This window comes from Halomonas ventosae (genome assembly GCF_004363555.1).
Lineage (GTDB): Bacteria > Pseudomonadota > Gammaproteobacteria > Pseudomonadales > Halomonadaceae > Halomonas > Halomonas ventosae.
In genome coordinates this window covers 70,931-91,914 of the sequence record NZ_SNZJ01000005.1, presented here as the reverse complement: position 1 = coordinate 91,914, position 20,984 = coordinate 70,931, and the positions used below count along the sequence as shown (strand labels likewise).

The 20,984-nt window shown below is 70.4% G+C and carries 18 protein-coding genes; 7 read left to right on the top strand and 11 right to left on the bottom strand.

Features of this window, described 5'->3' with window-relative positions; all coding sequences use genetic code 11:
• Window positions 1–34: 34 nt before the first annotated feature.
• Together DFP85_RS05675 and DFP85_RS05670 are read right to left on the bottom strand one after the other, a co-directional pair.
• Window positions 35–3,361: an AAA family ATPase gene (locus tag DFP85_RS05675; RefSeq protein ID WP_133635335.1), complete on the bottom strand. Its 3,327-nt coding sequence runs from the start codon at window positions 3,359–3,361 to the stop codon at window positions 35–37.
• Window positions 3,358–4,617 carry an exonuclease SbcCD subunit D gene (locus DFP85_RS05670; protein WP_133635334.1) on the bottom strand — a complete coding sequence of 420 codons (1,260 nt, stop codon included), beginning with the start codon at window positions 4,615–4,617 and terminating at the stop codon, window positions 3,358–3,360. The genes DFP85_RS05675 and DFP85_RS05670 overlap by 4 nt, the downstream gene beginning before the upstream one ends.
• A 73-nt stretch (window positions 4,618–4,690) precedes the next feature.
• Here DFP85_RS05670 and nfi point away from each other — a divergent pair, with 73 nt between their 5' ends.
• A complete protein-coding gene (gene nfi / locus DFP85_RS05665) occupies window positions 4,691–5,410 on the top strand; it encodes a deoxyribonuclease V (protein ID WP_133635333.1) in 720 nt (239 codons plus the stop codon).
• Window positions 5,411–5,502: 92 nt separating this feature from the next.
• Window positions 5,503–6,048 (top strand): DUF1415 domain-containing protein, encoded by a 546-nt coding sequence (locus DFP85_RS05660; protein ID WP_133635332.1) that lies wholly within the window; start codon window positions 5,503–5,505, stop codon window positions 6,046–6,048.
• Window positions 6,049–6,065: 17 nt separating this feature from the next.
• Here the strand turns inward: DFP85_RS05660 and DFP85_RS05655 are convergent, their stop codons facing one another.
• Window positions 6,066–6,950: an aldo/keto reductase gene (locus tag DFP85_RS05655; RefSeq protein ID WP_133635331.1), complete on the bottom strand. Its 885-nt coding sequence runs from the start codon at window positions 6,948–6,950 to the stop codon at window positions 6,066–6,068.
• Between the two features lie 155 nt (window positions 6,951–7,105).
• On the opposite strand from DFP85_RS05655, the gene DFP85_RS05650 reads away from it, so the two are divergent.
• The gene (locus tag DFP85_RS05650; protein WP_208108457.1) at window positions 7,106–7,537 is read left to right on the top strand and encodes an OsmC family protein; all 432 of its coding nucleotides are present in this window, start codon (window positions 7,106–7,108) and stop codon (window positions 7,535–7,537) included.
• Window positions 7,538–7,660: 123 nt separating this feature from the next.
• Here DFP85_RS05650 and DFP85_RS05645 read toward each other — a convergent pair whose 3' ends face one another.
• The gene (locus tag DFP85_RS05645; RefSeq protein WP_133635330.1) at window positions 7,661–8,347 is read right to left on the bottom strand and encodes a gamma-glutamyl-gamma-aminobutyrate hydrolase family protein; all 687 of its coding nucleotides are present in this window, start codon (window positions 8,345–8,347) and stop codon (window positions 7,661–7,663) included.
• Window positions 8,344–9,339, bottom strand: a complete 996-nt coding sequence (locus DFP85_RS05640) for an amidoligase family protein (RefSeq protein WP_133635329.1) — start codon at window positions 9,337–9,339, stop codon at window positions 8,344–8,346. Before DFP85_RS05640 ends, DFP85_RS05645 begins: the two co-directional genes overlap by 4 nt.
• Before the next feature lie 130 nt (window positions 9,340–9,469).
• Here DFP85_RS05640 and DFP85_RS05635 point away from each other — a divergent pair, with 130 nt between their 5' ends.
• The 4 genes from DFP85_RS05635 to rsgA all read left to right on the top strand — a co-directional run bounded on the left by DFP85_RS05635 (window position 9,470) and on the right by rsgA (window position 15,334).
• Complete coding sequence (locus DFP85_RS05635) at window positions 9,470–11,788, top strand: mechanosensitive ion channel family protein (RefSeq protein WP_243737213.1); 2,319 nt, start codon at window positions 9,470–9,472, stop codon at window positions 11,786–11,788.
• Window positions 11,789–11,794: 6 nt separating this feature from the next.
• Entirely contained in the window at window positions 11,795–13,279 is a 1,485-nt protein-coding gene (locus DFP85_RS05630; protein WP_133635327.1) for a hypothetical protein, read from the top strand.
• A 420-nt stretch (window positions 13,280–13,699) separates the two neighbouring features.
• Window positions 13,700–14,239 (top strand): GNAT family N-acetyltransferase, encoded by a 540-nt coding sequence (locus tag DFP85_RS05625; RefSeq protein WP_133635326.1) that lies wholly within the window; start codon window positions 13,700–13,702, stop codon window positions 14,237–14,239.
• Window positions 14,240–14,254: 15 nt separating this feature from the next.
• On the top strand, window positions 14,255–15,334 hold the full coding sequence (gene rsgA, locus DFP85_RS05620; protein ID WP_243737212.1) for a ribosome small subunit-dependent GTPase A: 1,080 nt from the start codon (window positions 14,255–14,257) through the stop codon (window positions 15,332–15,334).
• 236 nt (window positions 15,335–15,570) lie between these two features.
• Here the strand turns inward: rsgA and DFP85_RS05615 are convergent, their stop codons facing one another.
• From DFP85_RS05615 to deoC, 6 genes are all read right to left on the bottom strand, one after another.
• A complete protein-coding gene (locus DFP85_RS05615) occupies window positions 15,571–16,311 on the bottom strand; it encodes a dienelactone hydrolase family protein (protein ID WP_133635325.1) in 741 nt (246 codons plus the stop codon).
• A 66-nt stretch (window positions 16,312–16,377) separates the two neighbouring features.
• Entirely contained in the window at window positions 16,378–16,785 is a 408-nt protein-coding gene (gene cdd, locus DFP85_RS05610) for a cytidine deaminase (protein WP_133635324.1), read from the bottom strand.
• A complete protein-coding gene (gene deoD / locus DFP85_RS05605; RefSeq protein WP_133635323.1) occupies window positions 16,782–17,516 on the bottom strand; it encodes a purine-nucleoside phosphorylase in 735 nt (244 codons plus the stop codon). Before deoD ends, cdd begins: the two co-directional genes overlap by 4 nt.
• Window positions 17,516–18,847: a phosphopentomutase gene (locus DFP85_RS05600; protein WP_133635322.1), complete on the bottom strand. Its 1,332-nt coding sequence runs from the start codon at window positions 18,845–18,847 to the stop codon at window positions 17,516–17,518. Before DFP85_RS05600 ends, deoD begins: the two co-directional genes overlap by 1 nt.
• On the bottom strand, window positions 18,844–20,184 hold the full coding sequence (gene deoA / locus DFP85_RS05595; RefSeq protein ID WP_133635321.1) for a thymidine phosphorylase: 1,341 nt from the start codon (window positions 20,182–20,184) through the stop codon (window positions 18,844–18,846). The genes DFP85_RS05600 and deoA overlap by 4 nt, the downstream gene beginning before the upstream one ends.
• A complete protein-coding gene (deoC, locus tag DFP85_RS05590; protein WP_133635320.1) occupies window positions 20,184–20,960 on the bottom strand; it encodes a deoxyribose-phosphate aldolase in 777 nt (258 codons plus the stop codon). Before deoC ends, deoA begins: the two co-directional genes overlap by 1 nt.
• Window positions 20,961–20,984 lie beyond the last annotated feature (24 nt).

Genomic DNA, 20,984 nt, shown 5'->3' with positions numbered 1-20,984 from the left:
GCGTGCAGCGAGCTCATTCACTCTCGCGCTTCGCCTATCCGCTGACCAGACTCGCCCGGCTGGTGCCGTTGCCCAGCGGCTCAACCTGGATCTGCACCGGAATGCGCTCGTGCATCTCCTGCACGTGGGAGATCACGCCGACGCGCCGGCCCAGGGCCTGCAGGCCGTCCAGCGCCTCCATGGCCAACGCCAGGGATTGCGGGTCCAGGCTGCCGAAGCCCTCGTCGATGAACAGCGACTCGATGGTGAGCTCGCCGGAGGCCATGGAGGCAAGTCCCAGGGCCAGGGCCAGCGAGACCAGGAAGGTCTCGCCGCCCGATAGGGAGTGCACCGAGCGACGCTCGTCGCCCATGTCGACATCCACCACCAGCAGGCCCAGTGGGCTGCCGCCGCGCACCAGCCGGTAGCGGCGGGAGAGCCCACTGAGGTGCGCGTTGGCGTGCTCCAGCAGCTGCTCCAGGTTGTAGGCCTGGGCGATGCGCCGGAAGGCCTTGCCGTCGGCGGAGCCGATCAGCTCGCTGATCTGGCCCCAGCGGCGGAACTCGGCCTGGGCGGCCTCCAGTTCGGCCTGGCCGGCCTCGCGCCGCTCCCGCTTGCGATCGTCGTCGCTCAGGGCGAAGGCGGCCTCGTCGCGGGCCCGCTGGGCCTCGTCCAGGCGCGGAGCCAGGTCAACCTCGGCCGCCTCCAGCGCCTCCCGGCGGCGGCGCAGCGCCTCGGCCACGGCCTCACCGAGCAGCGCGTCGTCCCCATCTTCCTCTCGGTTCGCCTCACGCATTTCCTCGATCAGGTCCTGCTCGCGGCGATGGCGCAGCAGGGCCTCGAGCCGCTCGGCCAGGGTAGCGGCGGCGCGCTGGCGGGCCTGGTCGGCCGCCTCGATGCGCCGCTCCTCGTCGCGGGCCTCCTCCTCGCTCTGGGCGAGCAGCCGCGTGAGGGTGGCATCGGTCAGCGCCGGGTGCGCCGCTCGCCAGTCGGCGAGCTCGCGGGTGAGGGTGTCGAGCTCCTGGCGCAGCCCCTCGAGCCGCTCGGCCTCGTGCAGGGCCCGCTGGGCGAGGCGCTGCTGCTCTTGCTGGGCCGAGTGCCAGCGCGTCTGGGCCTGGTCGCGGGCCTGGCGGGCCTGCTCCTGTCGGGCGTCGAGGTGCTGCTGCCAGGCATCCGGCGAAGCGTGAGTGCCGAGCCGGGCGGCGAGGTCGCGGGCGAGCGTCTCGCGCGCTTCCCGCAGCGGCGGCAGCCGCTCGTCCAGTTCGGCCAGCGCCGTATCGGCGTGCTGCTTCTCGGCCTCCAGTCGCGCCAGGGCGACATGGCCCTCCTGCAGCGCCTGCTCCAGCGGGGCCAGTTCGGCCTCGGCCCGGGCCAGCTTATCCAGGCGCTCTCGCGCCTGCCGGCGGCGGGTCTCGCTCGCCGCGCGCTCGGCCTGAAGCCAGCCCTCGCGCTCGCTCGCCTCGAGGCCGGCGAGCTCTGCCTGCAGGGGATGCGCCTCCAGGGCCTCGCGGGCAGCGTCGCGCTGCCGCTCGGCCGTCTCGCGATCCTGCCGGTGGCGGGCGAGGGCGGCCTCCACGGCGCGGTACTCGCCCAGCAGCTCGTCGCGGCGCCGCTGGGCCGCGTCGCGGGCCTCGCGGGCCTCGTCGAGCTGGCGGGCTTCCTCCACTTCCTGGGCCTCGAGCTGGGCGGCCTCCGGCGTGGCTGGCGGATTCTGCCGCCAGGGGTGTTCGAGACCGCCGCACACCGGGCAGGGCTCTCCCACGGTGAGGGCCTCGCGCAGTCGCGCCACACTCTCGCTGCGCACGGCGCGGCTGCGATCGATCAGCGCGCCGACGCTATCGAGGTGCGCCTGGGTCCGGTCCAGGGCCTGGCGAGCGTTGTGGCCCTCGGTCAGCAGCCTCTTCCTTCGGGTCTCGTCGTCGCCGAGCCGGCGGGCGAGCTGGGCGAAGGCCTGCTCCGCGCGGCCGAGCTCCTGCCAGCGGCTGGCCAGCTCGCCCAGCGCCAGGTGGCGCTGGGCCGCCTGGTCGTGGGCCTCTTGAGCGGCCTGGCGAGCGTCGTCGAGGCGAGGGTGAGTGCCCACCAACCGCTCGAGGGTCGCCTGCCAGTCGTCGCGCTGTCGCTGCCTGGCCTGCTGGGCCTCGCTGGCCGTGTGGTGTTCGCGGGCCAGCCGCTCTGCCCGGGCCTGCTGCCGGGTGTGGGCCGCCTCCAGGTCGGCGAGCTGCTTCTCGTGGGTGGCGAGGCGCTGGGCCTCCTCGCGGGCCTCGCGCAGGGCGGGCTCGGCCTCGCGGCGCGCCTCGGTGGCCTCGGCCAGGGCCCGCGCGCTGGCCTCGGCGACCTCGCGGGCCTGTGCCTGGTCGCGTTCGGCGTCGGTGAGCGCTCGCGTCGTCTCGGCGTGGCTCGCCTCCAGGGTGGCGATCTCGTCGGGCAGCGCGGCTCGGCGGGCGAGGCCGTGGCGCTGCGGCGCGATCAGCCGGCGCCACTCGCGGTCGGCGCGCGCGTCGGCGAGGGCCTGCCAGTCGGCCTCGGCGTCCTGCTGCCGGGCCAGGCCCTGGCGAAAGGCCTCATGCAGCCGGGCATCGTCGTCGTGCCAGCGGCGCCGGGCCTGGAGCGATGTCGCCTGCGTCTGCAGGTCAGTGAGCGCTCGCTGGGTGGCCTGGGCGGCCTGCTCCAGCTCGGCGCGGGCCTCGGCGTCGGCGGGCCGGGCGTCGGCGAGCCTGGCCTCCAGGGCCTCGACGGCCTTGCGGGCGGCGCTCGCGCGCTGGTAGGCAGCCATGGAGATCGCCGAGTACTCGGCGGTGCCGGTGAGGCGCTCGAGCAGGTCGCTGCGCTCGTTGTCGTCGGCCTGGAGAAAGGCGGCGAACTCGCTCTGGGCGAGCAGCACGGCGCGGGTGAACTGGTCGAAGGTGAGCCCCAGGCGCTCCGGCAGCAGGCGATCGAACTCGCGCTTCTGGGTGGTCAGCAGGCGGTCGTCATCGAGGTCGCGCAGCGACTGCTCGGCCTTCTGCAGCTTGCCGGCCACCTTCTCCCGCGCGCGGCGCACCGCCCAGCGGGCGCGGTAGCGGCGACCGTCGCGGCCCACGAAGTCGACCTCGGCGTAGCCGCTCGCCGTGCCACGGCGCAGCAGGGTGCGCGAGTCGCTGGTGGTCAGGGTGGAGTCCGGGGTGTCGTCGACCTGGCTGTCGCGGGCCGGCGCCTGGCGAAGCCGCGGCGTGCCGCCGTAGAGCGCCAGGCACAGCGCATCGAGCAGGGTGCTCTTGCCGGCCCCGGTGGGACCGGTGATGGCGAAGAGCCCGGCATCGCTGAGCGGGGCGGCGGTGAAGTCGAGTTCGAGCGGTCCGGGCAGCGAGGCCACGTTCTCCAGGCGCAGGGCGAGGATCCTCATGAAGTGAGCTCCCCCTCGGCGTCGAGCACGTCCTGGCAGAGCCGGTCGAAGTCGGCGAGCACCTCCGCCTCGGGCGGCTCACCCCAGCGATCGGCCCAGGTGCGCTCGAAGAGCTTGCGCGGGCCGAGGCTCTCCAGGTCGACTCGCGCCGGGGCGTCCTCGCCCTCGATCCGGGGCAGGCGACGTTCGAGGCGCAGCAGGCGCAGCGACTTGCCCTCGAGGGCCGCTTCCACCCGGGCGCGCAGGTCGGGGATCGGGGCCTCGAGTTCGACGCGTACCTCCAGCCAGGGCCAGCGGTCTCGGGAGAGTTCGGGATCGTCCTCGAGCGCCTCGAGCTCGGCCAGTACCTGCTCCAGCGGCGCGGGGCCGACGCGGTGCATGGCCACCGGGCGGGGCACCGGGAGCGCCTCGGTGGCGACCAGGGTCTCGCCGTCGAGGATGACCTCCACCACCTGGTGGGGGTAGGCGACCTCGCTGAAGTCCAGCGGCAGGGGACTGCCGCTGTAGCGGATGCGCGCCTCGCCGACCTGCTGGGCGCGGTGCAGGTGGCCGAGCGCCACGTAGGCGATGTCATCCGGGAAGAGGGCGGCGGAGATCGACTCCTCGCCGCCGATCACGATGGGCCGTTCGCTGGCCTCGGAGACGGCCGCGCCGTGCAGGTGGGCGTGGCTCATCGCCACCAGCGCCTGGCCGGGCTCGCGCCGGGCGCGCGCAGCCTCGATCAGTTGGGTGTGGACGCGGCTGATGCCGGCGACGTAGTCGTTGGGCGCCTGCTCGTCGGTCGCCTCGCGGGCAAGCGACGCCCCGGTGACCTCGGCGGGGCGCAGGAAGGGCAGCGCCAGGCACCAGGCGCGTGTCTCGCCATCGGCATCGCTGAGCGGCACCAGCATGCGCTCGGCGTCGAGGTCGCCGTCGTCCAGCCAGCGGACCCGCCCCAGCGCGTGGGTGCGCAGCCGGCGCATCAGCGGGGCGGGCAGCTCGATGCGGTTGCCGCTGTCGTGGTTGCCGGCGATCAGCACGATGTCGAGCCCGGGGAGTCGCTCGTGGGCGGAAACGATGAAGTCGTACAAGAGCTCCTGAGCACGCAGCGAGGGGTTGACCACGTCGAAGATATCGCCGGCCACCAGCAGGGCATCGGCCCGGCGCGCCACCAGGGTGTCGAGCAGCCAGTCGAGGAAGGCGCGGTGCTCGACGTGGCGCTCCTGGCCGTGGAAACTCTGGCCCAGGTGCCAGTCGGCGGTGTGGATCAGTTTCATCAGGTCTCCCTTCCTGCCTGCGTGCCGGGGGCGATAGTCTACGTCACTCACAAGCGGCTGTTCAGGAGTCCCCATGCCGACTGCCCCTCTCCACGACTGGAACCTCGCCCCGAGAGACGCCATTGCGCTGCAGAAGCGCCTGGCGAAAAGCGTGGAGCGTGCCGACCGCCTGGACCCGGTGCGCCACCTCGCCGGGGTGGATATCGGCTTCGAGCAGCAGGGGGCGATCACCCGGGCGGCGGTGGTGGTGATGGCCTGGCCGGCGGGTGCATCAGGCGAGCTCGAGCCGGCCACCCTTGAGCCGACAACCCTGGAAATCGTGGAGCAGGTGGTGCATCGCGAGCCGACGCGCATGCCCTATGTGCCGGGGCTGTTGTCGTTTCGCGAGGTGCCGGCGGCGCTGGGTGCCTTCGACAGGCTCACCACTCAACCGCAGCTCGTCATGGTGGACGGCCAGGGCATCGCCCACCCGCGGCGCATCGGCGTGGCCAGCCACCTGGGGCTGTGGCTCGACCTGCCCACCATCGGCGTGGCCAAGTCACGGCTGTGTGGCCGTCACGGCGAGCCCGGGCCGGCGCGGGGCGACTGGACGCCGCTGGTGGATGGCCCGGATGACGAGGTGATCGGCGCGGTGCTGCGCTCGCGGGTGAAGGTGAAGCCGATCTTCGTCTCGCCGGGCCACCGGGTGTCGCTGCCCACGGCGCTCGACTGGGTGATCCGTTGCCTGGGGCGTACCAAGCTGCCGGAGCCGACCCGGCTGGCCGATCGCCTGGCCTCGCGGCGGGGCCGATAGGGCGGGGTGGCCGCCTGGGCTATACTGCCGCTCCCTTCTCGTGCCTTTCTCTCATCCCCTATCTTTCTCTCACTTCCCCGACCGAGGCGTCCATGACCGTACCCACTGATCCCCTTGCCGCCACCCGAGCCTGGGTGGAGACCTTCGTGGTCGCCCATGACGTCTGTCCCTTCGCCGGCCGCGAGGTGGCGCGCGACACCATCCGCACCGTGGCGGTGCCGGCCCGCGACCGCGAGGCGGCGCTGCTGACGCTGTTCGACGAGTGCCGCCACCTGGAGGCGACCCCCGAAGTGGAGACGACCCTGCTGGTGCTCACCGAGGGGCTCGAGGACTTCGACGACTACCTTGACCTGCTGGAGATCGCCGAAGCGTTGCTGGCCGATCAGGGCTATGAGGGCACCTTCCAGCTGGCGAGCTTCCACCCGGACTACGTCTTCGCCGACGCCGAGCCGGACGATCCCGCCAACTTCACCAACCGCTCGCCCTATCCGATGTGGCACCTGCTGCGCGAGGCGGGCCTGGAGCAGGCCCTCGAGCATCATCCCGACCCCGAGGGCATTCCCGCGCGCAATATCGCGGCGATGCGCGAGCTGGGCCATGAGGCGCTCGCCGCGGCGCTGGCCAGGCTGCGCGGCTAGGTTTTCCCCGCTCGCCGCTAGACGATATCCAGCGCTGTCTTGCGGCTCGGTGCCGGGAAGACGGCGTCCAGGCGGGCCAGGCTCTCGGCATCCAGCTCGACCGCCAGGGCGGCGGCGTTCTGTTCCACGTGCTCGAGCTGGGTGGCCTTGGGAATGGCGATCACGTCCCTGGCGCCGTGGTTGGGGCTAATCGCCCAGGCGAGCAGCAGCTGGGTGGGCGTGATGCCGAGCTCCGCGGCGACCGCCTTCACCTCGGGGTGGCCGAGCAGGTCGCGGCGCAGCGTGCCGGCCTGGGCCAGGGGGCAGTAGGCCATGGTGGGGATGCCACGTTCGCGCTGCCAGGGCAGCAGCGAGTGCTCGATGCCCCGCGAGCCCAGATGGTAGAGCACCTGGTTCACCGCGCAGGCCGCGCCGCCGGGCAGGGCGGACAGCGCCGCCATCTCTTCCACGTCGAAGTTGGAGACGCCGAAGCGGCGGATCTTGCCCGCCTCGCGCAGCCGCTCGAAGGCTTCCAGGGTCTCATCCAGCGAGATGCTGCCCGGCCAGTGCAGCAGGTAGAGGTCGAGGTGGTCGGTGCGCAGGCGCCTGAGGCTCGCCTCGCAGGCGGCGATGGCGCTGTCGCGCCCGGCATTCCAGGGGTAGACCTTGGAGACCAGGAAGGCTTCGTCGCGACGATCCGCGAGCGCCTCGCCCACCACCTCCTCGGCGCCGCCGTCGCCGTACATCTCGGCGGTGTCGATCAGGGTGAGTCCGTGGGCCAGGCCATGCTGCAGGGCACGCACCTCGTCCTCTCGCGGGGCCAGCCCCTCGCCCAGGTACCAGGTGCCCTGGCCGATGGCCGGCAGGTCGCGGGCCGGTTCATGGTCGGTGGCGGCGAGTCGCACGCGGGGCGATGTGGTCATGGGAGCCTCCCTTCTGCATGTATTTAGAAATATTTTCCATTCAGTCTGGTCGCTGGCGGCCCGTGATGCAATCGAGCTTGCCTCAGGAGGAGAGCATCCCCATGGTGTATGGTGAAGAGGCAGCAAGTTACCCCTGAAAACGAGAAGGAGTCGACATGAGCATCAAGAAATCCGGCAGCGCCGTCTGGCAGGGCGGCCTCAAGGACGGCAAGGGGACGGTGTCCACCCAGAGCGGCGTGCTCCAGGACGTACCCTACAGCTTCGCCAAGCGCTTCGAGGGCGAGGCGGGCTCCAACCCCGAGGAGCTGATCGGCGCCGCCCATGCGAGCTGCTACTCCATGGCCCTGTCGCTGATCCTGGGCGAGGCCGGTCTGACCGCCGAGCGCATCGCCACCGAGGCCAAGGTCTCCCTCGAGGAGGTCGAGGGTGGTTTCGCCATCACCGCCATCCACCTCGACACCGTGGCGAAGATCCCGGGCGCCGACGAGGCGGCCTTCCAGGATGCGGCCAACAAGGCCAAGGAGGGATGCCCCGTCTCCAAGCTGTTCAATGCCGAGATCAGCCTGTCGGCGAAGCTGGAAAGCTGAGCCCGGAGGCCGGCCAGAGTGGCCGGCACGGGATAGCATCGCGCCGGGGCCACCGTGAGGTGGCCCCGGCTCTTTGTCTCGAGCGACGCGCCTTCCCGGACACTGCGTCTGTCTCGGGCCGAGCTACGCCGAGGCGATACCGCGCTGGGCGGCCTCCACCAGGGCGCGGATCAGCCGCTGCTGGGGGCGGTTGAAGACCAGCCACTCCGGGTGCCACTGCACGCCGAGCAGGAACTCGTGGTCGCGGGACTCGATGCCCTGCACCAGGCCATCGCGGTCCCGGGCGACGATCTCGATGCCCTTTCCCGTCCGCTGCACCGCCTGGTGGTGCAGGCTGTTGATGCGACACCAGCTCACCTCGAGGATGCGGTGCAGCTGGCTGTCGGCGACGATGTCCACGGTCTTGCGCGGCAGCACGGTGCGCCGGCGCTTGAGCCCCTCATGGGTGGTGTAGATGTCCGGGTCCAGGGTGCCGCCCTGGTAGACGTTGATCAGCTGGGCGCCGCGGCAGATGCCCAGCACCGGCTTGCCCAAGGGAATGAAGCGCTCCAGCAGCTCGAGCTCGAGTTCGTCGCGCTGCGGGTCGACGCGGACGTCCAGGCGCATCTCGTCGCCGTAGAGGTGGGCCTGGATATCGTCGCCGCCGCCGATGATCAGGCCATCGAGCGCCTCGGGAAAGGGGCGCGAGGGCGACAGCCGCCGCGGCCGGCCGCCGTGGCGCCAGACGGCGAACCAGTCGAACCACCAGGCGATCCGGCTCTTGGCGTCGGAGGTGGTGATGCCGATCAGTGGGCGTGTCTTGCGGCTCATTGGCGAGTCACCCAGCGGCGCAGGCGGGTCAGCCAGCGGCGCGGTGCCGAGGGCCGGTGGCGGGCGAGAAACTGCGCGCTGCGTTCGGCCAGGGTCTCGGGGGTGCTGGCCAGGCGCTCGACCTCCAGCCAGCGATTCCACTCCGTCACCGCCCCCCAGCCCGGCTCCGATAGCTGGGCATTGGGCAGGCGGTAGTGGAAGGTAGGCCGCGCCTTGACCAGCTTGCTGCGCAGCAGCTCGTGGGGATGGTCCGGGCGCAGGTGGGCGAACAGCGGGAAGAGGTCCAACTCGCGGTTGCGTGTCGGGTTGTCGGCCAGGTAGTCGTCGATCAGGGTGTCCAGGTCCGGGGCATAGTCCGGGTCGAGCACCCTCAGCGCATAGGCCCGGGGGAAGGGATTGGCGTGGGGCAGCACCTCACGGGTGATGTCCACGTGGATCTGCTCGCGCAGCCAGGCGGCGCTCAGCAGGTAGGCGCGCAGGTAGGCCAGCAGGCTCTCGGCCTCGAGGCTCGGTACCTCGGGGTTGAGGTGCAGGCCGAAGCCGTAGAGCAGACTGGCGTCGGTGCCCTTGGCCCCGTGGGTGCGCAGCGCCTCGAAGAGGGCGTCGAGCTCTTCCAGCTCGTCCCAGGGCACCGGCGGGCAGACGATCTCGGTGGGCACCAGGCCGGTGACCACGTCGCCGATCAGCTCCCGGGTCCGGGCGTGGAAGTCCAGGCGCATGCGCTCCCATTCGCTGTCGCCGGCGGCCTCGGCATCCACCGCGCTCTGGTCGGGGTGGGCGTACTGGGTGTCGAGCTCGATGCCGAACGCGCCCCAGCGGGTGCCGCTGACCTTGAGGCGATGGGGACTGAGCGCCTCCACCTCGCCGCCGAACAGCTCGCGCACCAGCTCGGCCGTCTCCCGGGGAGGCAGGCCGGCGAACTCGATCTCGACGCCGACGCGACGCATCTCGCCGTCGGCGTTGCGGGGTTCGGGTGGCGGTTGCGGCGTCATGACGGCATCCTGTAGGGCATGGTGTCGGCAGCCTATCACACTGCCTCGGCCATCATGGATGGCGGCCGGCCCGTCATCCGTTCACCAAAGACGAGAGACCAGGGAGACAAGATGCCAGGGAGTCGAGAGAGTGCCTGACGCCTACCGCCTGTTCGTTGTCGTGCGCGGCCTGCTGACGTGGTTGCTGCTGACGCTGCTGCTGGCGACGGCGGCCTCGGCCCAGTCCACGCCCCTTTCCGCCCTGACACCTGGGGGCGGGGACGAGCCGACCTCCCACGATCCCCAGGCCTTCCAGGCCTCGCTGGATGAGGTGATCGCGACCCTCGAGGATGCCGACCAGCGTCAGGCCCTGCTGGAGAGCCTGCGCCAGCTGCAGCAGGCCCACGACCCGGCCGCCGAGGAGTCGGGCATCACGCGCCCCCAGGGCCTGCTGGGCGCCCTGGCGGAGACCATCAGCGACCTCGGCGCACAGGCGGAGGCCGGTCGGTCGCCGGTGGACGAGTGGCTGCGCCAGTTGCGGCAGGGCGGGTCTGACCTGGTGGACCTGGTGGTGCAGACCGGCAACGCCGAGCTGCTGCGCTTCGTCATCGAGCTCACCGTGCTGCTGGTGATCTGGGCCGGGTTGCTGGTGATCCTGATCGCCCTGGGTCGGCTGCTGGCCAAACGCCGGGGCTGGCCCCTGGACCTTCCCCGCGAGCCTCGCGCCTGGCTGCTGGTGGTGCATTTCCTGCGCCGCATGCTGCCCTGGGCGCTGGCCTTCGCGCTGGTGCTGGGCATCGCCCAGCTGGTGCCGGAGAGCTCGGGTCGCACCGCGACCCTGGTGATCGCCTATGTGGCGCTGTGCGGGCGCACCCTCTCGGTGGTGGTGGAGACGGTGATCTCGGTCTTCACCAGCGGCCATCGCTTCATCGCCGTGCAGATCCTGCAGCAGCAGAGCCTCAGGCCGCTGTTCATCATCGGCGCGCTGATCGCCCTGGGCGATGCCTTCAACTCCACCCGTCTCTCGGGGATCATGGGCAGCGACCTGGCGAGCCTGATGTCGGTGCTGGCCAACGTGCTGGCGGCGATGATCAGCGGGCGCTTCATCATCCGCTTCAAGCGCCCGATCAAGCACCTGATCCGCAACCGCCCCTATTCCCAGCGGCGCGACAGCGGCGGCGCCTCCGAGGTGGTCCGGCTGGTCGGCGGCCTGTGGCACGTGCCGGCCCTGCTGCTGGTAGGGGGCTCGCTGCTGGCGATCTTCATCACCGTGGGCGACGTGGGCACGGCCCTGGCCCGCTCGATCATCTCGGCCTCGCTGCTGGTGCTGACTCTGGTGATCACCGGCCTGATCCGTCGGCACGGCGAGCGTCGCTCCAGGCGCCGGCGGCTGAGCGACTACCGCCGCCGCCTGGAGCGCTTCGGCTACGCTCTGGCCCATGTGCTCGCCTGGATCGCCTTCGCCGAGCTCTCGCTGCAGGTATGGGGGGGCTCGCTGATCGGCATCGGCCAGCAGGGGGTGGCCAGCGTGCGCATCGGCCAGGCCCTGTTGGCCATCGGCTTCACCGTGCTGCTGGCCTGGCTGATCTGGATCTTCGCCGACACCGCCATCCAGCGCGCCCTGACCAGCCCGGCGCGGGCCCGGGGGCGGCGGGTCAACCTGGCCCGGGCGCAGACCATCACGCCGATGATCCGCAATATCATCTTCGCGACCATCGTGATCATCGCCTCCATCGTCGGCCTGGCCAATCTGGGAGTGAACGTCACGCCGCTGCTGGCCGGTGCCGGGGTGATCGGCCTGGCCATCGGTTTCGGCGCCCAGACCCTGGTGCAGGACCTGATCACCGGCATCTTCATCCTCATCGAGGACTCGCTGGCGGTGGATGACTTCGTCAAGATCAACGGCCACATGGGCACCGTCGAGGGGCTGACCCTGCGCACCGTGCGCCTGCGCGACCTGGACGGCATCGTGCACATCATCACCTTCAGCCGCATCGACTCGATCCACAACATGTCGCGCCAGTTCGGTATCGCCCTGATGCGGGTCCGCATCCCCTTCGACATGAAGATCGACGATGCCACCACCCTGATGCAGGAGACAGCCCTGGAGCTGCGCCAGGATCCGATGATGCGCCACTACATCTGGTCGCCGCTGGAGATGCAGGGCATCGACAGCTTCGAGGACGGCTGCGCCATCCTGCGCATGCGCTTTCGCACCGCCCCGGAGATGCAGTGGGACGTGGCGCGCGCCTTCAACCTGCTGCTCAAGCAGCGCATGGAGACGCAGTCGGTCGACCTCGGCGTGCCACGGCTCAGCGTGAGCATGGAAGGGCACGGTGGGGGGCGCCTGGATGGGACCGGCGAGGGCGCCGAGGCCCGCGATGCCAGCGGCCGTCGGCCCGGTGAGGCCGGGGTCGCCGACCCCGCCGGCGACACCAATGCCCGGGGCGGCTCCCCGGATCCCGCCTAGTCCCTCATGGCGACCCACCCGATCACGGTCGAGCGCCGGGACAGCCTGCACCTCAAGGTCTCCCGCGTGCTCCGCGAGGAGACCTCCCACCGGCTGGACCTCTTCCTCTTCGTGCCCGCCGAGCTGGGCCTGAATCCCCATGTGCTCTCCGAAGAGGCGTTCTACCACGGCGCCATCCACGTCAAGCGCACCTACTACAGCGACCGCCACCGGCTGCCGCTGGTAATGAGCCGTCTGGCGGGCAAGCGTCTCGACGCCGGCCAGTACCGCCTGGGGCTGAGCCTCTATGCCTACCAGTACGTGGTGGCCCTGGAGCGCTCCGCCCAGTCGCTGCTGGAGCTGTCGCGTCGCGCCCAGAGGGCGGAGAAGCGAGGGGACGACCAGGCCGAAAAGGGGCCGGCGCCCGCCAGGAGCCGCACGGCGAAGGACGACGAGGGGGGCGAGCGGTTGCGCATCCAGCTCGAGGAGACCGCCGACCTGGCCCGGGGCATCCTCAGGCGGCTGCGCCGCCAGGAGCCGGGCGACGAGAGCCTGCATCGCTACTACGCCAACATCGACAACTACCTCTCCTGGTTCACCGAACAGAACCTGCTGGCGCTGGTGGCCCACCTGCCGCGGGGTAATGACTTTCGGGCGATCCGCGAGCGCCTGCTGACCATCTGCCGCGACGAGATCGAGCATCGCCGGGCCCGGGAGTACAACTCCGAGCGGGTGACCCGTGACCCCACCCGGATGTCCAACAAGATGCGCCTGCTGAGGCGGCTGATCGAGTATCCCGTGACCCTCAAGCAGCGCAGCCAGGAGCTGGGTGGCGGCGAGCAGAAGGCGGTGAAGGCCTTCGCGACGGCGGTGGTGATGAGCTTCGTCTCCCTGGGCCTGCTGCAGGCCCGTGAGTCCCTGGGCGACATCACCGCGCTCTTCGTGCTGACCCTGGCGGTGATCTATGCGCTGCGCGAGGTGTTCAAGGACGACCTGCGCATCACCCTGTGGCGCTGGCTGCGCCGGGGCCGGCCCAAGTGGCGACGCCAGTACCTGGACCCCACCAGCAATACCGTCCTGGGGCGCCAGCTCGAGTGGTTCGACTATCAGCGCTATGCCCGACTCGACGAGCAGATCCGCCGGGTGCGCAAGCGTAACCTGGCCCAGCGCGAGGAGGTGGTGCTGCACTACCGTTCCAGCTCGCGCATGTCGCCGACCCGCTTTCTCAGCGGCTATGACCGCACCCGCGAGACCCTGACCCTCGACCTCTCGCCGCTGGCGCGGCTGATGGACAAGGGCAGCCACCATGTCTATCGGCTGGAGGAGAAAGGGCAGGTGGTGCGCGAGGCGGTGGAGAAGCGCCACCTGATCAACCTGGTGATTCGCGAGGTGGAGGGCGACGGCGCACCGCTGCTGCAGCGCTGGAAGATCGTCATGAGCCGCTCGCGGATCGTCGACGTGGAGCTGGTCCATGAGGAGGGGCCGGGGCTCGAGGCCAAGCCGGGGGGCTGAGCCGCCGCACGCCGAGGCCGGATCTATCCCACCCTCGGCCCTCTTGATGCATCCATCGTGGGGGATGGTCGTCTATGGGCCGTCTACAGCGCCACACTTTATCATTGGGGACACTGACGAGTTATGACTGGGCCACTGACGAGGGCCGCCGAGAAAGAGCGCAGCCTATGTTCAGCATGTCAGAACGGGCAGAAAGCATGGGGCTATCGCGGACGGCGCCGCGCTTCTTCGAGAAGATCGGCCTGCTCAAGGGGCGGAGGCAGGCGAATGGCTGGTCAGTGTGTGCGTGCAGCGCTGCGGACCTGGCGAGAAGGCGTTCAGGGTCGGGATGTTCGTTCTGCAGCGACCCTGACGAACTGGCCCGCGTCACCCCGGCATCATCGAGGCTGGCCTGTGCCGTCCCAACCAGGAGAACCCCCTATGGAATGGTCGAATGCCTTCAAGGGGCGTGAACAACCCATCATCGACCTCTTTGCCGCTACCTTCACCGACTCCGAGGGCGCGGAAGAAGGCGCGGTGGTCGGTGACCTGGTCCGCCACCAGCTGACCGGCACGCCGGCACCTGACCTCGATGTCTTCGTCGCCGAGGAGGAGGGGGCGATTGTCGCCGGGGCGGTCTTTTCGCGGCTGACCTACGATAGGGATGACCGGAGCGTGTTCGTCCTGGGTCCCGTGGCGGTAGTGACCGCACGCCAGGGGGAGGGCATCGGGCAGCAGCTCCTGCAGCATGCTCTCGACACACTGCGTCGGAAGGGCGTCGATGTCGTGGTGACCTACGGTGCCCCGGCCTACTACTCGCGGGTTGGCTTCAAGCCAGTCACTGAGTCGCTCATACCGGCGCCCTACAGGCTCCAGCACCCTGAAGGCTGGCTGGCACAGTCGTTGACGGAAGCCGAGCTGACTCCCCTGATGGGCAAGGCGCGGTGTGTCGAAGCGTTCAACAACCCCGTTTTCTGGTAGAGGCAGGTCGCCAAGGTGCGTGATTACTCCTCCTTTCTTCCGGGGAAAGGCAAACGCCAGGCCATGCGCGAGCCTACCCCACTCGAGCGGCTGGGCTGGGGTTCCTTCTTCGCCCAACAGGTTGACGTGGATGCATTGAGCATTACGCCCCCGGTGCGCGTCGTGGCGGTGCATCGCAGCGGGCTGCAGGTGACTGGCGACGGCATCGACGAGACCCTTCCGCCACGCTCGGACGCCACGGTAGGTGACTGGCTGCTGCTGGACCGCGCCCAGCCCCGGGCGAGTCGCGTTCTGTCCCGAGCCAGCCTCATCAAGCGTCGGGCACCCGGCACGGACCGTCAGGTGCAGCTGATTGCTGCCAATATCGATACGGTCTTCGTTGTCACTTCCTGCAACCAGGATTTCAACATCGCCCGGCTCGAGCGCTACGTGGCTCTCGCCTTCGAGGCGGGGATCGAGCCCGTCATCGTGCTGACCAAGACGGATCTGGTGGATGACGTGCAGCCCTGGATCGAGGCCGCCCGCGCCGTCTCGGACCGGGTGGCAGTGGTTGCCCTCGATGCCCGCAGCGAAGGGCCCCCCAACGCACTATCGGCGTGGTGCAGGCCAGGCCGGACTGTGGCGTTTCTCGGGTCCTCGGGCGTCGGCAAGTCCACCCTGACGAACGCCCTGGCTCGGACGCAGGCCATCGCTACCCAGCCCATCCGTGAAGAGGATGCCAAGGGCCGCCATACGACGACCCGACGGGAACTCCATCTGATACCTGGCGGTTGCCTTGTGCTCGACACGCCAGGAATGCGCGAACTGCAGCTGACCGACGCTGCATCGGGTATCGCCGACGTTTATCCGGAGGTCGAAGCGCTTGCAGCCCAGTGCCGTTTCAGCGACTGCCAGCACGAGAGTGAGCCTGGTTGCTCAGTGCAGGAAGCTATCCAGGAGGGCCGGCTCGACGCTGGACGCCTCGTTCGGTGGCGCAAGTTACACGCCGAGGATGCGTTCAACTCCGCTAGCCTCGCCGAGCGCCGGCAGAGGGACCGTGAATTCGGCAAGCAGGTTAGAAGGGCAACCAGGGCCAAGCCACACCGCAAGACGTGAGCCTGGTGATGCCAGGCAGTGACGCTCAGTAGTCCTTGCCTGGCATAGAGGAGCCGCGTCCTGAGGTCTTCCGCAGTTGTCGTCGAATGCTTGGCACAGCCCTCGATACCGCAGGTGCTGCGCTTATTGCTTGCATTCAGGCCTGTAGTCGCGGTGGCCAGAGAGACGTCGGCAGGACTGATCCAATCCCGTGGGGACATCACGGACCAAGCCTGCTCCTGGCTGGAAAGGTCGTGCTACAACGCCTCCTCCAGCAGCATGGCGAGTCGCTTGTGATGCAGGGCATCGGCGGTCGCGTCGTAGGAAGGCGCATCCTTGGCGGTGAAGCCGTGGGCCGCGCCCCTGTAGAGCTCCGTGGTGAAGTGCACGCCGGCCTGGGCCAGTGCCTCGTCCATGCGGGCGATCTGCTCGGGTGGCAGCAGCGCATCCTGGTCGGCATGGCCGAGATAGACCCGCGCCTCGATGGTATCGACCCCATGCACGGGACTGTCGGGGTCGTCGGCCTCTGCCAGGCGAGCCGAGTGAAAGCCGGCTGCGGCGGCCACGCGGTCGGGGTGCTGCGCCGCCATGCGCAGTGCGAAGGCGCCGGACATGCAGTAGCCGACCACGCCCACCTTGCCATGCGCGAAGTCGGCTTCGCTGTCGAGGCAGTTCAGCAGGGCGGCGAAGTCTCGGGTCTGTGCTTCGGGTGTCAGGCGGGCGGCATACTCGAGCAGGGTCGCTCGCACATCCGGGTCGCGAAAGGACTTGCCTTCCGGCACCACGGTCCCCGCAGCGTCGCGGTAGTAGAGATTGGGCATCAGCACGGCATAGCCTTGGTCCGCCACCTGCTGGGCCTTCTCGTGATAGCAGGGGCGCAGGCCGCCGATATCGGTAAACAGCACCACGGCCGGCAGCGGGCCGGCGGCGTCATCGGGCGTGACGATATGGGCATCGATGGTGCCGTCGGCGGCGGGAATGTCGATGGCGCGAGACATGAGCAGGCTCCGACGTTTCTAGAGTGAGAGACGAAAGCATAGCCGCTGTAACGAGTCGTGCAGGGCCTAGGGGCTCAGGTTCTCGGGCCCGAAGGAATCCGGCAGCAGCGCCTCCATGTCGTACTCCTTGAGCAGCCGACCCTCGGCATCCACCACCCGGATGCAGGTCTCGGGGGTGGCGAACTCGCGGATGCGCTGGCGGCAGTCGCCGCAGGGCGTGCAGAGGTGCCGGCCGGGTCCGATCACCCAGACCTCGCGCAGCTGGCGTTCGCCGGCGCTGGCCATGGCGGCGATCGCCGAGGCCTCGGCGCAGATCCCCTTGTAGTGGGCCACCTCGACATTGGCGCCGGCATAGTGGGTGCCGCTCTCGCTGACCACCAGGGCGCCCACCGGGTGGTGGGAGTAGGGCGCATAGGCGCACTCGCGCACGGCCAGCAGCGCGGTGACGATGGCGGGCTCGATGGAATCGTTCATGGCGTTGCTCCCTTTGCGGCATCATCGCGCAGCACGGCATCCAGCGCGATGCGCATCATGTCGTCGAAGCTGCGCTCGCGCGCGGTGCTGTCCAGGGAGTCCCCCCTGAGGATATGGTCCGAGACGGTACAGACAGTGGCCGCGCGGGCGCCGAACTCGGCGGCGACGCCATAGAGGCCGGCGGCCTCCATCTCCACGCCGACGATGCCGTAGCGCCTGAGCAGCTCGGCGGTCTCGGGGCGCGGGTCGTAGAAGAGGTCCGCCGAGAAGAGGTTGCCGATCTTCGTCGCCACGCCGAGGTCATGGGCGGCGTCGGCCAGGGCGCGGGTCAGGGCGAAGTCGGCGGTGGCGGCGAAGTCCATGCCGGCGAATCGCGTGCGGTTGACCCCGGAGTCGGTGCAGGCGCCCATGCCGATCACCACGTCGCGCACCGCCACGTCGTCGCGCACCGCACCGCAGGAGCCGACACGGATCAGCGTGCGGACATCATACTCGGTGATCAGCTCCTTGGCGTAGATGGAGACCGAGGGGATGCCCATGCCGTGGCCCATCACCGAGATCTCGCGGCCCTTGTAGCGCCCGGTGTAGCCGGCCATGCTGCGCACCGTGTTGACCTGGCGGAACTCGTCGAGAAAGGTCTCGGCGATGTAGCGGGCACGCAGCGGGTCGCCGGGCATCAGCACGGTATCGGCGAAGTCGCCGCGTGCGGCGTTGATATGGGGCGTTGCCATCAGTGGCCTCCCGTAGCGTTGGATAGCGGGGTGGACGACGAGGCAGACGGAAGGAAGCTGGTACCGTCGTCCATGGGGGCAAGGCCCAGGTGCGTGGCCAGGCTCTGGCCGATGTCGGCAAAGGTCTCGCGGGCTCCCAGCGAGCCCGGGGCGAGGCCCGCGCCCAGCGCCAGCACCGGGATGTGCTCGCGGGTATGGTCGGTGCCCGTCCAGGTGGGGTCGCAGCCATGGTCGGCGGTGAGGACCAGCAGGTCGTCGTCCCTGAGCCTGCCCAGTAGCTCGGGCAGGCGGGCGTCGAAGGCTTCCAGGGCCGCGGCATAGCCCGCCACGTCGCGGCGGTGGCCGTGGACCATGTCGAAGTCGACGAAGTTGGTCATGATCAGGCTGCGCTCGCCGGCATCCCTCAGGGCCTCGAGGGTCGCATCCATCAGGGCCTCGTGGCCGCTGGCCTTCACCGTGCGCGTGATGCCGCAGTGGGCGTAGATGTCGGCGATCTTGCCGATCGCTACCACCGTGCCGCCGTCGTCATGCAGCTTCTGGAGCACCGTGGGGGTGGGCGGCTCGACACTGTAGTCGCGGCGGTTGGCGGTGCGGTAGAAGCTGGCGGCATCGTCGCCCTGCGCCTTTTCGCCGAGAAAGGGGCGGGCGATCACCCGGCCGATGTTGTAGGGCTCGAGCAGGCGGCGGGCAACCTCGCAGAGCGCATAGAGCCGCTCCAGGCCGAAGGTCTCCTCGTGGGCGGCGATCTGGAACACCGAGTCCGCCGAGGTGTAGACGATGGGCTTGCCGCTTGCCATATGCGCCTCGCCGAGCCGGGCGATGATCTCGGTGCCGGAGGCGTGGCAGTCGCCGAGCACCCCGGGCAGCTCCGCCTCCTCCTCCAGCGCCTCGAGCAACTCGGGCGGAAAGCTCGCCTGCTCATCGAGGAAGTAGCCCCAGTCAAAGCGCACCGGCACGCCGGCGATCTCCCAGTGGCCGGAGGGGGTGTCCTTGCCGGAGGAGAGCTCCCGGGCGTGGCCCCAGGCACCGATGGTCGACTCGGGCACCGCAACGCCCTCGGCCCAGCTTCCGGTGCTGGCCTGGTGGGCATGGAAGAGGCCCAGCCGGGCCAGGTGGGGCAGGTGAAGCGGCCCTTGGCGACCCGCGCCCGGGCCTGTTTCGGGGCCCTGAGATAGCCCGCTTTCGGGGGGCTGTGGAAGGTCGCATTCCCCGCGGGCGCAGGCGGCGGCGATATGGCCCAGGGTGTCGGCGCCGGCATCATTGAAGCGCGCGGCGTCTGGCGCCGCCCCGATGCCGAAGGAGTCGAGCACGAGCACGATGGCGCGGGTCATGGGGCCTCCCGACGGATGACGTCATGGATCAGGGGTGGGGGCGTGACGGGGCCGCCGCCGACCCGGATGGCCTCGCGGACCTGCCGGGCGGCCCGGTCGGCATCCGCGGCGCTGGCGGCATGAACCAGCGCCAGCGGGCGCTCGGCGTCCACCGCCTCGCCCAGGGAGGCGATGCGCGACAGCCCGACGGCGGGGTCGATGGCCTCGCCGGGGACGCGTCGGCCGCCACCGAGGGCCACCACGGCCAGGCCCAGGGCGCGGGTGTCCATGGCCTGGACCCGGCCCGGGTCCTCGGCATGCACCGCGCGGGTCACCGGTGCCTCGGGCAGGTGGTGGCCAGGGCGTTCGAGCAGATCATTGGGGCCGCCGAGGCCCGCCACCATGCGCGCGAAGCGCTCGGCGGCCGCCCCCGACGACAGGGCCGCGTCGAGGCGCGCCACGGCCGCGTCCCGGGAATCGGCCAGTCGGCCGGCCAGCAGCAGCTCGGCGGCCAGGTCGCGGGTCACCGCCAGCAGGCGGCCATGGCGCTTCTCGCCGCCGAGCAGGCGCAGCGCCTCGCGCACCTCGAGGGCATTGCCGGCACAGGGGGCCAGCGGCTGGCTCATGTCGGTGACCAGCGCCGTCGTGCGGGTGCCGGCCTGGCTTGCCACCTCGGCGATGGTTTGCGCCAGTTCTCTGGACGCTTCCGCTGTGGGCATAAAGGCGCCGCTGCCGCTCTTGACGTCCATCACCAGGGCATCCAGCCCGCAGGCCAGTTTCTTGCCGAGGATCGAGCTGACGATCAGCGGCAGCGACTCCACGGTGGCGGTGACGTCGCGCACCGCATAGAGGCGTCGGTCGGCCGGTGCCAGGTCGGCGGTCTGGCCAATGATCGCCACGCCCACCTCCTTGACCAGACGGCGGAAGGTGGCGGTGTCCGGGGTGACCGAGTAGCCAGGGATCGCCTCGAGCTTGTCCAGGGTGCCGCCGGTGTGGCCGAGGCCCCGCCCGGAAACCATCGGCACGTGCCCGCCGCAGGCGGCGACCCAGGGGCCGAGCACCAGCGAGACGAGATCGCCCACGCCGCCGGTGGAGTGCTTGTCGAGCACCGGCCCGGGCAGGTCGAGGCCGGACCAGTCGAGCACCTCACCGGAGTCGCGGATCGCCTCGGTCAATGCCACCGTTTCCTCGGCCGCCATGCCCCGCAGGAAGACCGCCATGGCCAGGGCGCCCACCTGGGCATCCGAGAGGCTGCCGTCGGCGATGCCCGCGACCAGCTCCCGGATCGCCTCGCGACCGAGCGAGCGGCCGTCACGCTTGGCGCGGATCAGCTCCTGGGGGAGGGCCCGGGCGTCCATCAGTAGCCCCCGGACGCCGCGCCGTCGACGGCGTCGACCCGCAGGGTCTGCAGCAGGTTGCCGAGCAGTCCCGAGGCGCCGAAGCGCATGTGGGCCGGGGTGATCCACGCCACGCCCATCAGGCGTTCGGCGAGCTGCAGGTAGGCCAGGGCGTCCTCGACGGTGCGCACACCGCCGGCGGCCTTGAAGCCCACGTCGCGGCCGCTGTCGCGGATCACGCTCAGCAGGATCTCGGCCGCTTCCAGGGTGGCATTGATCGCCACCTTGCCGGTAGAGGTCTTGAGGAAGTCGGCGCCGCCCTCCAGGGCCAGCTCGCCGGCGCGGCGGATCAGGGCCGGGTCCTTCAGCTCACCGGTCTCCAGGATCACCTTGAGCAGCGCGTCGCCGGCGGCCTGCCTGCAGGCCGCGACCAGCTCGCGGCCGGTCTCCTCGTCGCCGGCCATCAGGGCGCGCCAGGGGAAGACCACGTCGACCTCATCGGCGCCGGAGGCCGCGGCTGCCCGGGTATCGCGGGCGGCGGCCATGATATCGTCGCCGCCGTGGGGGAAGTTGGTGACCGTGGCCACCTTGACGATGCCCTCGAGGCCATGGGCCTTCAGCGCCCGCCGTGCGGTGACCACGAAGGCCGGGTAGACGCACACCGCCGCCGGCGTGCCGGCGGGCGTCTTCGCCTGCTGGCAGAGCGCCTCGATGGTGGCGTCGCTGTCGTCGTCGTTGAGGCTGGTGAGGTCCATCAGCGCCAGGGCCTGGCGCGCGGCCTGCTGCAGTTCGGTCATGGAGCGTCCATTGGTTGCGTGTAA

Excerpts from the sequence above, each read along its gene's own strand:
- deoA (WP_133635321.1), bottom strand. The coding sequence starts at position 20,184 with ATGGACGCCCGGGCCCTCCCCCAGGAGCTGATCCGCGCCAAGCGTGAC.
- DFP85_RS05625 (WP_133635326.1), top strand. The coding sequence starts at position 13,700 with ATGGAATGGTCGAATGCCTTCAAGGGGCGTGAACAACCCATCATCGAC.
- DFP85_RS05640 (WP_133635329.1), bottom strand. The coding sequence starts at position 9,339 with ATGACGCCGCAACCGCCACCCGAACCCCGCAACGCCGACGGCGAGATG.
- DFP85_RS05660 (WP_133635332.1), top strand. The coding sequence starts at position 5,503 with ATGACCGTACCCACTGATCCCCTTGCCGCCACCCGAGCCTGGGTGGAG.
- DFP85_RS05670 (WP_133635334.1), bottom strand. The coding sequence starts at position 4,617 with ATGAAACTGATCCACACCGCCGACTGGCACCTGGGCCAGAGTTTCCAC.
- DFP85_RS05645 (WP_133635330.1), bottom strand. The coding sequence starts at position 8,347 with ATGAGCCGCAAGACACGCCCACTGATCGGCATCACCACCTCCGACGCC.
- DFP85_RS05600 (WP_133635322.1), bottom strand. The coding sequence starts at position 18,847 with ATGACCCGCGCCATCGTGCTCGTGCTCGACTCCTTCGGCATCGGGGCG.
- DFP85_RS05630 (WP_133635327.1), top strand. The coding sequence starts at position 11,795 with ATGGCGACCCACCCGATCACGGTCGAGCGCCGGGACAGCCTGCACCTC.
- DFP85_RS05615 (WP_133635325.1), bottom strand. The coding sequence starts at position 16,311 with ATGTCTCGCGCCATCGACATTCCCGCCGCCGACGGCACCATCGATGCC.
- nfi (WP_133635333.1), top strand. The coding sequence starts at position 4,691 with ATGCCGACTGCCCCTCTCCACGACTGGAACCTCGCCCCGAGAGACGCC.
- cdd (WP_133635324.1), bottom strand. The coding sequence starts at position 16,785 with ATGAACGATTCCATCGAGCCCGCCATCGTCACCGCGCTGCTGGCCGTG.
- deoD (WP_133635323.1), bottom strand. The coding sequence starts at position 17,516 with ATGGCAACGCCCCATATCAACGCCGCACGCGGCGACTTCGCCGATACC.
- DFP85_RS05655 (WP_133635331.1), bottom strand. The coding sequence starts at position 6,950 with ATGACCACATCGCCCCGCGTGCGACTCGCCGCCACCGACCATGAACCG.
- DFP85_RS05675 (WP_133635335.1), bottom strand. The coding sequence starts at position 3,361 with ATGAGGATCCTCGCCCTGCGCCTGGAGAACGTGGCCTCGCTGCCCGGA.
- deoC (WP_133635320.1), bottom strand. The coding sequence starts at position 20,960 with ATGACCGAACTGCAGCAGGCCGCGCGCCAGGCCCTGGCGCTGATGGAC.
- DFP85_RS05650 (WP_208108457.1), top strand. The coding sequence starts at position 7,106 with ATGAGCATCAAGAAATCCGGCAGCGCCGTCTGGCAGGGCGGCCTCAAG.